The following is an 11,505-nucleotide window of genomic DNA, read 5'->3' as shown; positions in this document are numbered from 1 at the left end:
GTGTCGGTACCAACCCGTTAGGCCCCGACCTGGCGGTTTTCGAGGAGCGAGCCGCGTGCTCGTCGGCTTCCAGACCTTGCCAGGGCAGGCGCGTCGCCCCGGGCCCGGTCGGCCGACCGCCGCCTCCTGCGACCCGCGCTCACGTGACAGCGGAAGTCGGCCGACGGCGGGCGGAAGGGCTCCGTCCTCAGCCACCCGCCGAGAGAAGAGCGGGCAGCTTGCGCATGTCGTCGAACACCACGGTGTTCTCGCCCTCAAGCCATGCGGCCGGGGTCAGGCCACCCGCGTAGCCGAACGCGTGCATCCCGGCCGCGCGGGCCGCGCGGACGCCGTACTGGCTGTCCTCGACCACGGCGCAGCGCGCGGGCTCCGCGCCCATCCGGGACGCGGCGTGCAGGAAGAGGTCGGGCTCGGGCTTGCCGCGCTCCACCTCGCTCGCGCTGAAGATGCGCCCGGCGAACCGCTCGTAGAGCCCCGTGCGGCCCAGGGTCCGCCGCATCTTGGCGTGCAGGCCGCTCGACGCGATGCACTGCGGGACGGTGATCGCGTCCAGCGCCTCGACGATGCCGTCGACCGCCGTCAGCTCCGTGTCGATCGCGGCGTCGAGGCGTTCGCGGTACAGCGTGCCCCACTGGCCCGCGGCCTCATCGCCGAGCCGTTCGGCGATCTGCCCGCGGACCGCGCGCTCGGAGCGGCCGAGGAAGCGGTGGATGATCTCCTCCTCGGTGAGCGGCCAGCCCAGCTCGGCGCCGAGGTCCACGCAGACGCGCAGGGCGAGGGGCTCGCTGTCCACCAGCACGCCGTCGCAGTCGAAGATGATCAGGTCGAAGGGACCGAGGGATCCCCGGCTGTCACGGGATGCGCTGGGAGGTGCCACCCGGGCAGCCTAACCTGTCCCGATGGCGACATCAGGAGAGGTCATCGTGGTGACGGGTCCGCCAGGCGCGGGCAAGAGCACCGTGGCGCGGCTGCTGGCGGACGACGAGCCGGGGCCAGGGGTCCATCTGCACACCGATGACTTCTGGGCGTTCATCCGGCGCGGGGCCGTTCCGCCGTACCTGCCGGAGGCCAGGCGGCAGAACGAGACCGTGATCGGGGTGCTCGCGCGGGCCGCGGCGGGCTACGCGGCCGGTGGGTACCGGGTGATCGTGGACGGCGTCGTCGGCCCGTGGTTTGTCGCCCCCTTCCGCGCGGCGGCGCGGGAGGCCGGGGTGGGGCTGCACTACGCGGTGCTGCGGCCCGACGAGGAGACGACCCTCGCGCGGGGCACCGCGAGGGCGGGGCACCCCCTCACAGAGCCGGGGCCGATCCGGCTGATGCACGCGCAGTTCGCCGATCTGGGCCGCTACGAACGCCACGCCTTCGACACCACGGGCCAGACGCCGGGGGAGTCCGCTGACCTCGTGCGGGGCGCCGTGGCGGGGGGCGCCCTGCGGCTGTGAACGCTGGGATGAACGCTGGGATGAACGCCGGGATGAACGCGGGCGCGAACGCCGGGGCGAACGCTGTGACCACCGCTGTGACCACCGTTCCTTTTCGGCCAGTCGCGGGGGCCGCTTCTCGGGTGTGACCTGCTCGTTCGTCAGATTCGCACACGCGTTCGATGGCTGGTTTATGGTGGAGGCGGACAGCGACGAGGCAGGGGGGCCGGGTGTGACAGGAGGTGCGGATGCCGGGCTTCGCACACCTGCATGTGGCGTCCGGGTTCTCCCAGCGGTACGGCGCCTCGCACCCCGAGCGGCTGGCCGAGCGGGCCGGTGAGCGCGGGATGGACGCCATGGCGCTGACCGACCGCGACACCCTCGCCGGGGCGGTGCGGTTCAGCAAGGCGTGCGTGCGCGCGGGCGTGCGCCCGGTGTACGGGGTCGATCTCGCCGTGGCGCCCCAGCGCGCCCCCGAGCCCGCGCGCCGTCCGCGAACGCCCGTGCGCGGGGGCGCCCACGCCGACGAGTCCGCGCCGCGCGCCGTCTTCCTCGCCGCGGACGGCGCGGCGGGCTGGGCGCGGCTGTGCCACCTGGTCACCGCGGCCCACGCCGCGGGGGAGCGCGGCGAACGCCCCGTGCTGCCCTGGTCCGAGACCGCGGGCGACGGCCTGATCGTGCTGCTCGGCGCCGCGTCGGAGCCGGGGCGCGCGCTGGCCGCGGGGCGCCCCGACCTCGCCGCCGCGCTGCTCGCGCCCTGGCGGGAGCGGTTCGGCGACGCGCTGCGCGTCGAGGTCGACGCCGCGGGCCCGCTGCGCACCGCCGCCCGCGCCCTCGGCCTGGCCGCCGAGCAGGGCGTGACCCCGGTGCTCGCCAACGCCGTGCGCTACGCCGACCCGGGCCAGGGCCGGGTCGCCGACGTGCTGGACGCCGCGCGCCGCCTCGTCCCCATCGATCCGCGCCGCGGCCTGGACAACGGCGAGCGCTGGCTCAAGGGCCCCGACGCCATGGCGCGGGCCGCCCGGCGCATCGCCGAAGCGGCCGGATACCGCCGGTCCGCGGCCCACCGCTTGCTCGACCTCACCGAGCGCACCGCCGCGGCCTGCCGCGTCGACCCGGCCCGCGACCTGGGCATCGGCGGCGTGTACTTCCCCGAGCCCGGGCTGGTCGGCGCGGCCGGGCGCACCGCCGACCGCGTGCTGCGCTCCCGCTGCGCCGCTGGCATGGTGCTGCGCGGCTACGACGGGGACGCGAAGCGCTGGGCCCGCCTGGACGAGGAGCTTGGCATCGTCCGACGGCTCGGCTTCGCCTCGTACTTCCTCACCGTCGCCCAGGTCGTCGACGACATCCGAGGGCTGGGGATCCGGGTGGCGGCGCGCGGCTCGGGCGCGGGCGCCCTGGTGAACCACCTGCTCGGCATCGCCCAGGCCGACCCCGTGGAGCACGGGCTGCTGATGGAGCGGTTCCTCTCGCCGCGCCGCGGCGCGCTGCCCGACATCGACATCGACGTGGAGTCCGCCCGCCGCATCGAGGCATACCGGGCGATCTTCGAGCGGTTCGGGGAGGAGCGCGTGGCCACCGTCGCCATGCCCGAGACCTACCGGGTGCGGCACGCCGTCCGCGATGTCGGCCTGGCGCTCGGCCTCGACCCGGCCGAGGTCGGGCGGCTGGCCAAGGCGTTCCCGCACATCAGGGCAAGGGACGCGCGCGCCGCGCTCGCGGAGCTGCCCGAGCTGCGCGGCATCGACCCCGACGCCCACCCGCCGCGGATGTGGGACCTGGTCGAGGCGCTGGACGGGCTGCCGCGCGGGGTCGCCATGCACCCGTGCGGCGTCCTGCTCTCCGACGCGACGCTGCGCGCGCGCACGCCCGTGGTGCCCACGAGCGGCGAGGGGTTCGCCATGTCGCAGTTCGACAAGGAGGATGTCGAGGACCTCGGGCTGCTCAAGCTCGACGTGCTGGGGGTGCGGATGCAGTCGGCCATGGCGCACGCGCTCGACGAGGTCGAACGGGTCACGGGGGAGCGCGTCGACCTGGATGACCCCGCCGCGGTGCCGCCCGACGACCCGGCGGCGTTCGCCCTGATCCGCTCGGCCGAGACGCTCGGCTGCTTCCAGATCGAGTCGCCGGGCCAGCGCGACCTCATCGGGAGGCTCCAGCCCGAGACCTTCCACGACCTCGTCGTCGACATATCGCTGTTTCGGCCGGGGCCCGTCGGCGCCGACATGGTGCGCCCCTTCATCGAGGCCAGGCGGGGCAGGCGCGCGCCGCGCTACCCCCATCAGGACCTGGAGGAGGTGCTGAGCGAGACCCATGGCGTGGTGATCTTCCACGAGCAGGTCATCGGCGTGCTGTCCCGGCTGACCGGCTGCGACCGCGCGCTGGCCGACGAGGCGCGGCGCGCGCTCTCGGACGGCGAACGGCAGCCGCGCGTGCGCGAGTGGTTCACCAGGGAGTGCGCTGCGCGCGGCTACGCGCCCGAGGCGGTCGCCCGGGCCTGGGAGATCCTTGAGGCGTTCGGCAGCTTCGGCTTCTGCAAGGCGCACGCCGTCGCCTTCGCCGTCCCGACCTACCAGTCCGCCTGGCTCAAGGCGCACCACCCGGCCGCGTTCTACGCGGGGCTGCTCGCGCACGACCCCGGCATGTACCCCAAGCGGCTGCTGCTCGCCGACGCCAGGAGGCGCGGGGTGCCGGTGCTGCCGCTCGATGTGAACCGTTCGGACGCCACCTATCGAATCGAACTGGAGTCTGAATCTGGCCGGTTGGGGCTGCGGCTCGCCCTCGGCGAGGTGCGGGGCATCGGCGAGGACGAGGCGGCGCGGATCGCGGCGGGGCGGCCCTATGCCTCCCTCGATGACCTGATGACCCGGGCCGCCCCCTCCCGCCCCGTGGCCGAACGGCTCGCGAAGGTCGGCGCGTTGGACGCGTTCGGGCCCAACCGCCGCGACCTGCTGCTGCGCGTCGCCGAGCTGCACCGGCAGCGGCGCGGCGCGGGGGCGCTCGGCGGCTCGCCCCTGCCCCTCGACGGCGAGGGCGGTGGCGACGGTGGCCATGGCGACGGTGGCCATGGCGAGGGTGGCGGTGGCGAGGGTGGCCATGGCGAGGGCGGCGGTGGCGAGGGGGCCGCGCCCTCCGCCGAGCCCCCCGCCTGGCTGCCCGACCTCGACGCGGACGAGCGGCTGGGCGCCGAGCTCGGGGTGCTCGGCATGGAGACCTCGCGCCATCTGCTGGCCGATCATCACGCGTTCCTCGAGGAGTTGGGCGCGCTCTCGGCCCGCCGCCTGCGCGAGGCGGGGCACGGCGAGACCGTGCTGGTCGCCGGGGCCAAGGTGGCGACCCAGACGCCGCCGATCCGCTCGGGGAAGCGGGTGATCTTTGTCACCCTTGACGACGCGACGGGCCTGGTCGACCTGGCGTTCTTCGAGGACAGCCACGCCGCGTGCGCCCACACCGTCTTTCACGCGTGGCTGCTGCTGGTGCGCGGCACCGTGCAGCGGCGCGGCCCCCGCACCCTGAGCGTGGTCGGCCACGCCGCCTGGGATCTCGCCGAGCTGGCCGAGCTCCGCCGCGCCGGCGGCCTCGACGCCGTGGCGGAACGCCTCGCGGGCGGCGAGCCTGGGGAGTCCGGGGAGCCCGGCGAGCCCGGCGAGCCCGGGGAGCCCGGCGAGCCCGGGGAGTCCGGCGAGCCCGGGGAGTCCGGCGAGTCCGGGGAGTCCGGGGGGAACGGCGGCGGCGATGACCGCGGCGGGGATCCTGTGGACCGCAGGATCGAGCTGTCTACCGGCTACTCGCTGCACCCCTGGGCCGACCTCAGGCCACCGGGCGACTCGCCCAAGGCCCCCCGCAAGCTGTGGCACGCCAGCCCGGGGAGCGCGGGATGAACGAGAGCCCCCGGGGGAGCGCGCCGGGGCGCCGGGTGCTCTTCGTGCGGTTCCTTGACCGCGGTGTCACCGACCGCGGTGTCACCGACCGCGGTGTCACCGACCGCGGTGCCACCGGGGCCTACCCCGGGCTGCTGCGGCTGCTGCACGGCATCACCCCCGTCGTCCAGGCCCTGCCGCCCGACGCCGCGCTCGCCGATGTCGGGGGCGCCCTGCGGTACTTCGGCCGCGACGCCGCCCGGCTCGCCCGGCTGGTGCGGGTGCGGGCGCTGGCCCTGCACCGCACGGACTGCGCCATCGGGGTCGCCGCCAACCCCCTGCTCGCGCGGATGGCCGCGGCGGCCGTGGCCGCGGCAGAGCCCGAACGCCCCACCGCGGGCGGGGTGTTCGAGGTGCCGGACGAGGAGGGCGCGGTCGCCGCGTTCCTCGGCGACCGGCCCGCGAACGCGCTGCACGGCGTCGGCGCGGCCACGGCCCGCGCGCTGTCCTCCTACGGCCTGACCACCGTCGGCCGGATCGCCGCCGTGCCGCCCGCCACCCTTCAGCGCATCCTGGGCGCCGCCCCCGCGCGCCGCGTGCACGCCCTGGCGCGCGGCATCGACCCCACGCCGGTCATCCCGGGGGCACCGGCCCGTTCGGCGTCGGCGGAGCTGAGATTCGGCCATGACGAGCTGGACGCGGCCACCCGGCGCCGCGCCCTGCTCACCCTCGCCGACGACCTCGGGTACCGGCTGCGGGATGAGGCCCTGACCGCCCGCGCCCTGACCCTCACCGTCCGCTACGCCGACCGCTCCGCCACGACCCGCAGCAGGACCCTGCCCGAACCGACCGCGCACACCCCGGCGTTGGCCGGGACCGCCTACGCGCTGCACGACGCGCTCGGCCTCCAGCGGGCCCGGGTCAGATCGGTGACGCTGCGCGCCGAGCAGCTGACCGAGGCGGAGCACGCCACGCGCCAGCTCTCCCTCGACCCGGCCGACGAACGCCGCCGCCGCGCCGAGGCGGCCGCCGACCGCGCCCGGCGCCGCTTCGGCGCGGGGGCCGTCGGTTACGCGGCGCGCCTGGTGGGGAACGGCGGGGCACATGGACCCGGTTGACAAACTTAGGTATGCCTAACCTAAATTGTCACCCGTCCATCAGCCGCGCCCGACCAGCCGAAGTCGAGACCGAGACAAGGGACACCCTAAGAACCCATGAGCATGCCCGGTCATGCACCACCCGTACCCGCGCCCCCCACCCTCCTGGAGCCCGATCTGCTCGCCGCCGACCCCGCGGGTCTCGCTGATGTCGGACGCCTCGTCACCGAGCTGACCAGGGAGGCCGCGAGCGCCCTGCGCCGCCGCAGCGGCCCGCTGCCCGCCCTCACCCCCGCCGAGCTGTCCCGCCTGGTGGACGCCCAGCTCCCCGAGGGTCCGCTGCCCCGTACCGGTGGCGGCCGTTCCGCCATTCTCGCCCTCGCCCGCTCCTTCGCCGCCCACACCGTCGACCTCGCCGACCCCAGGGCCGCCGCCCACCTCCAGCCCCCCTCGCTGAGCGTGGCCGCCGCGGCCGATGTCCTCGCCTCGGTCTTCAACCCCTCGCTCGACACCTGGGACAGCGGCCCCTATGCGGTCGAGATAGAACGCCGCGTGCTCCGCTCCCTCGCCGACCTCGCCGGATACGGGCCCGAGGCCGACGGCGTCCTGACCCCCGGCGGCACCGCGTCCAACCTCCAGGCCCTGCTGATCGCCCGCGACACCGCGCTCGGCGGCCGGGCCGACGTCAGGGGCGCGGGGCTGACCGGGCTCACCGTCACCCCGGTCGTGTACTGCTCCGAGCTCGCCCACTTCTCCGTCGCCCGCGCCTGCGCCGTTCTCGGGCTTGGCGAGGACGCCGTCCGCACCGTGCCCGCCGACGCCGAACACCGCATGATCCCGGCGGAGTTGGCTCGTTCCCTGGCCAACAGGGCCTCGGGCGAGCTGCCCATCGCCGTCGTCGCCACCGCGGGCACCACCGACTACGGCTCCATCGACCCGCTGCCCGAGATCGCCGCCGTCGCCGCCCGGCACGGGGTGCGGCTGCACGTGGACGCGGCCTACGGGGGCGGCGCGCTCTTCTCCGACCGGCTGCGCCCGCTGCTCGAAGGGCTCGACGCGGCCGACTCGGTCACGATCGACCTGCACAAGACCGCCTGGCAGCCCGCGGCCGCCAGCGCCCTGCTGGTCCGCGAGCGCCGCGACCTCGTCGCCTCGACCGGCCTCAGGGTGGCCTACCTCAACCCCGACGACGACGGCGCCGAGGGCTACGACGGGCTGCTCGGGCACTCGTTGCAGACGACGCGCAGGGCGGACGCGTTCAAGGTGGCCGCCACCTTCCTCGCGCTCGGGCGCGAGGGCATCGGCGCGATGCTCGACGCGTGCCACGACCTGGCCAGGCACGCCGCCCGCACCGTCGAGGCCCACCCCAGGCTCGAGCTGGCCGCCGAACCCGTGCTCACCACCGTCGTGTTCCGCTACCTCCCGCACCGGGCCGCCGACGCCGCGGCGGACCCCGCGGGGATCGACGCGGTCAACGGCGCGCTGCGCCGCCGCCTGCTGCGCGAGGGCGCCGCGCTCATCGGCCGCACCGACGTCGCGGGCTCGGTCCGGCTCAAGCTGACCCTGCTCAATCCCCAGGCCACCACGACCGACATCGACGAGCTGCTCACCGCGGTCGCGCGGGCGGGCATGAGCGAGGAGACCTCATGACCGCGCGCGTGGACGAGAGCGCCGACGAAGACGCGAACGAGAACGCGAGCGCCGAGGCCGTCCTCGACCTGGCCGCCATCGGCATCGGCCCGTTCAACCTCTCCCTCTCGGCCCTCGCCGACGAGGTGGCGGGGCTCTCCTACGCCGCCTACGACCGCCGCCCGGCCTACGACTGGCACCCCGGGCTGATGTTCGACTGGGCCAGGCTCCAGGTCGGCTTCCTCGCCGACCTGGTCACCCTGGTCAGGCCCACGAGCCGCTGGTCGTTCCTCAACTACCTGGCCGAGCACGACCGGATGTACCCCTTCTACGTCGCCGAGCGCTTCCACGTCCCACGGCGCGAGTACGCCGACTACTGCGCGTGGGCCGCCGCCCGGCTGCCGGGGCTCCACTTCGGCACCTCGGTCGACGCCCTCCACTGGAACGCCGCGGGCGACCTGTGGGAGCTGACCCTGCGCGACACCGCCACGGGCGCGACCCGCGTCCGGCGCGCGCGCAACGTCGTGCTCGGCGTCGGCACCGAGCCCGTGCTCCCCGCCCCGCTCGCCGCCGCGTCCCGCGCGCTCGGCGACCGCGTCTTCCACTCAGGAACGTTCCTGCACAGGATCGACGCGCTCGCCGCGGCGGGGGTGCGGGACATCACCGTGGTCGGCGGCGGCCAGTCGGGCGCCGAGGTCTTCCTCGACCTGCTGCGCCGCCAGCGCTCCGCGGGCTGGGCCCTCACCTGGCTGACCCGCTCATGGGGCTTCGCCCCGCTCGACTACTCCAAGCTGGTCCTCGAGTACACCACCCCCGCCTACATGCGGTACTTCAACGGGCTCGCCCCCGACGTCCGCGACCGGCTCGTGGCCTCGCAGTGGCAGCTCTACAAGGGCATCGACAGCGAGACCATCGACCTCATCCACGGCGAGCTGTACGACCACATGCTCGACGGCGACCGGCCCCCGGTGACCCTGCTCCCCGCCACCGCCGTGGTCGACGCCGAGCCGGGTCCCGGCGGCGAGGGGATCCGGCTGACCACCGCGCACGCCGACACCGGGGAGCAGTCCACGCTGACCACGGGCGCGATCGTCGCGGCCACCGGCTATGCCCCGCGCCGCCCCGACTGCGTGGCCCCGGTCGACAAGCTCATCGCCTGGGACGACCAGGGGCGTTACGCCGTGGACGCGGACCACAGGATCGCCACGGTCCCCGAGGTCGGCGCCGGGCTGTGGGTGCAGAACGCGGAGCTGCACACCCATGGCGCCGCCGCCCCCGACCTGGGCATCGGCGCCTACCGAGGCGCCGTGATCCTCAACGGGGTCATGGGCAGCGAGGTCTTCAGGGTCCCGCGCCGCACCGCGTTCCAGACGTTCGGAGCCCCTGCGGCACAATCGCTGGAGTGAAGGTCACCATCGATCCGGCGGCGACCGCCGCCCCCTACGAGCAGCTGCGCGCCCAGATCGCCGACCAGGCGCGATCCGGGCGCCTGCCCGTGGGCTACCGACTGCCCACCGTCCGCGGCCTCGCCGACGACCTCGGCCTAGCCGCCAACACCGTGGCCAAGGCGTATCGCGCCCTTGAGGCCGACGGCGTCGTCGAGACCAGGGGCCGCAACGGCACGTTCGTCGCCGCGGCCGGGGACGCCGCCGCGCGGGAGGCGGCGGCGGCGGCCCTGGCGTACGCGGAGCGCGCGCGGCGGCTCGGCCTCGACCGGGCCGCGGCGCGGGCCGCGGTCGAGGACGCGATCCGCGCCGCCTACGCCGCTCCTTGACGGCCATGTGACGGGCACCGGCGCAATGGGCTCAGGCGCGGCGCCTCTCAGCGCCGCGCGGCGCCCCCGCCCCACAGCCACACCGTGGTGTCCGCGGGCAGCATGCCGCCGGGGATCCGGTCGCTGGCCAGCAGCACGCCCCAGTTCTTCGGGAGCGGCAGCGGATCCGCCGAGAAGTTCACCAGGCAGCGCAGCACCGGCGACCGCTCGAAGCCCAGCACCCCGTCGGGGGTGTCGAGCCACGTCAGCGACTCACCGCGGAACCCCGGCTGCTCCTGCCGCAGCCGCAGCGCCGTCCGGTACAGCTCCAGCATCGACCCCGGCGTCCCCGACTGCGCCTGCGCCGACGCCCCGGCCCAGTCGGCGGGCTGCGGCAGCCAGGGCTCGCTGCCCTTGGGCCCGAAGCCGAACGGCGCGTCCATGCCCGACCACGGCAGCGGCACCCGGCAGCCGTCCCGGCCGCGCACCGTGTGGCCCGAACGCCGCCACGTGGGGTCCTGCAACGACTCCTCGGGCAGGTCCTCCACCTCCCACAGGCCCAGCTCCTCGCCCTGGTAGACATAGGCGCTGCCCGGCAGCGCCATCGTCAGCAGCGCCGCCGCCCGCGCCCGCCGCGTCCCCAGCGTCCGGTCGCTCGGCCCCGGCTCGACGTCGTGCTCCAGCGTGCGGGTGCAGTCGCGGCCGTAGCGGGTCACATGCCGCGGCACGTCGTGATTGGAGAGCACCCAGGTCGGAGGGGCCCCCACGAGGGCGAGGGCGCAGATGCTCTGATCGATCACCGCGCGTAGCTCCTTCGCCTCCCAAGGGGCCTTGAGAAAGGGGAAGTTGAACGCGGTGTGCAGCTCGTCCTGGCGCACGTACAGCGGCAGGCGTTCCTCGTGCACATGCGCCTCGGCCACGAACACCCGCTCGTCCGCGTACGAGTCCGCGATCTTCCGCCACGTCTGGTAGATCTCGTGGACGCTGTCGACGTCCCAGTGCGGATGGTTGGGCCGCCGCCGCTCCTCGTCGAACAGCGCCTCGTCGGGCAGCCCGATGTCCGGCAGCCCCGGCTGCTTGACCAGGCCGTGCGCCACGTCGACGCGGAAGCCGTCGACGCCCCGGTCGAACCAGAACCGCAGGATCGACTCGAACTCCGCCCGCACCTCGCGGCTGTTCCAGTTGAGGTCGGGCTGCTCGGCGGCGAAGAGGTGCAGATACCACTGGCCCGGGGTGCCGTCGGGCTCGGTGATCCGGGTCCAGGCGCGCCCGCCGAAGCGGCTGCGCCAGTCGTTGGGCGGCAGCGAGCCGTCGGGGCCCTTGCCGTCCCTGAAGACATAACGCTCTCGCTCGGGTGAGCCGGGGGCCGAGGCGAGGGCTTCGGCGAACCAGCGGTGCTGGTCCGATGTGTGGTTCGGCACGATGTCGAGCACGACGCGGATCCCGAGGGCGTGCGCCTCGGCGATCATCTCCTCGGCCTCGGCCAGGGTGCCGAACGACGGGTCGATGCCGCGGTAGTCGGAGACGTCGTAGCCCCCGTCCGCCATCGGCGACGGGTACCACGGGTTGATCCAGACGGCGTCGACGCCGAGCTCCCTCAGATAGGGCATCCTGGCGCGCAGTCCGGCGATGTCTCCGATGCCGTCGCCGTTGCCGTCGGCGAAGCTGCGGATGTAGACCTGATACACGACGGCAGTGCGCCACCAGGGTGCGGCCGTGGTGTCATCAATACGAGTGCGGGGCAC

8 protein-coding genes are annotated in these 11,505 nt (G+C 75.0%); 6 read left to right on the top strand and 2 right to left on the bottom strand.

Annotation, left to right across the window (positions count from 1 at the left end; genetic code table 11):
* Positions 1-187 precede the first annotated feature (187 nt).
* The gene (locus DEH69_RS29665) at positions 188-877 is read right to left on the bottom strand and encodes an HAD family phosphatase (protein ID WP_258535054.1); all 690 of its coding nucleotides are present in this window, start codon (positions 875-877) and stop codon (positions 188-190) included.
* Positions 878-899: 22 nt separating this feature from the next.
* Here DEH69_RS29665 and DEH69_RS29660 point away from each other — a divergent pair, with 22 nt between their 5' ends.
* From DEH69_RS29660 to DEH69_RS29635, 6 genes are all read left to right on the top strand, one after another.
* The gene (locus DEH69_RS29660; protein WP_113690082.1) at positions 900-1,442 is read left to right on the top strand and encodes an AAA family ATPase; all 543 of its coding nucleotides are present in this window, start codon (positions 900-902) and stop codon (positions 1,440-1,442) included.
* A gap of 227 nt (positions 1,443-1,669) precedes the next feature.
* A complete protein-coding gene (locus tag DEH69_RS29655) occupies positions 1,670-5,302 on the top strand; it encodes a DNA polymerase III subunit alpha (RefSeq protein WP_113690081.1) in 3,633 nt (1,210 codons plus the stop codon).
* On the top strand, positions 5,299-6,399 hold the full coding sequence (locus tag DEH69_RS29650) for a hypothetical protein (RefSeq protein ID WP_113690080.1): 1,101 nt from the start codon (positions 5,299-5,301) through the stop codon (positions 6,397-6,399). The genes DEH69_RS29655 and DEH69_RS29650 overlap by 4 nt, the downstream gene beginning before the upstream one ends.
* A 96-nt stretch (positions 6,400-6,495) precedes the next feature.
* Positions 6,496-8,028, top strand: a complete 1,533-nt coding sequence (locus tag DEH69_RS29645) for a pyridoxal-dependent decarboxylase (RefSeq protein ID WP_113690079.1) — start codon at positions 6,496-6,498, stop codon at positions 8,026-8,028.
* Positions 8,025-9,413, top strand: a complete 1,389-nt coding sequence (locus tag DEH69_RS29640; RefSeq protein WP_113690078.1) for a lysine N(6)-hydroxylase/L-ornithine N(5)-oxygenase family protein — start codon at positions 8,025-8,027, stop codon at positions 9,411-9,413. The genes DEH69_RS29645 and DEH69_RS29640 overlap by 4 nt, the downstream gene beginning before the upstream one ends.
* The gene (locus DEH69_RS29635; RefSeq protein WP_113690077.1) at positions 9,410-9,781 is read left to right on the top strand and encodes a GntR family transcriptional regulator; all 372 of its coding nucleotides are present in this window, start codon (positions 9,410-9,412) and stop codon (positions 9,779-9,781) included. The genes DEH69_RS29640 and DEH69_RS29635 overlap by 4 nt, the downstream gene beginning before the upstream one ends.
* A 47-nt stretch (positions 9,782-9,828) precedes the next feature.
* Here DEH69_RS29635 and DEH69_RS29630 read toward each other — a convergent pair whose 3' ends face one another.
* Positions 9,829-11,448, bottom strand: a complete 1,620-nt coding sequence (locus tag DEH69_RS29630; protein ID WP_258535053.1) for a glycoside hydrolase family 13 protein — start codon at positions 11,446-11,448, stop codon at positions 9,829-9,831.
* Between the last annotated feature and the right edge of the window lie 57 nt (positions 11,449-11,505).

Source organism: Streptomyces sp. PT12 (genome assembly GCF_003311645.1).
GTDB lineage: Bacteria > Actinomycetota > Actinomycetes > Streptomycetales > Streptomycetaceae > Streptomyces.
This window is presented reverse-complemented; position numbering and strand designations above follow the sequence as displayed.

Bases quoted from the DNA above. Each gene is read 5' to 3' on its own strand.
- DEH69_RS29645 (WP_113690079.1), top strand. From the start codon at position 6,496: ATGAGCATGCCCGGTCATGCACCACCCGTACCCGCGCCCCCCACCCTC.
- DEH69_RS29655 (WP_113690081.1), top strand. From the start codon at position 1,670: ATGCCGGGCTTCGCACACCTGCATGTGGCGTCCGGGTTCTCCCAGCGG.
- DEH69_RS29640 (WP_113690078.1), top strand. From the start codon at position 8,025: ATGACCGCGCGCGTGGACGAGAGCGCCGACGAAGACGCGAACGAGAAC.
- DEH69_RS29650 (WP_113690080.1), top strand. From the start codon at position 5,299: ATGAACGAGAGCCCCCGGGGGAGCGCGCCGGGGCGCCGGGTGCTCTTC.
- DEH69_RS29660 (WP_113690082.1), top strand. From the start codon at position 900: ATGGCGACATCAGGAGAGGTCATCGTGGTGACGGGTCCGCCAGGCGCG.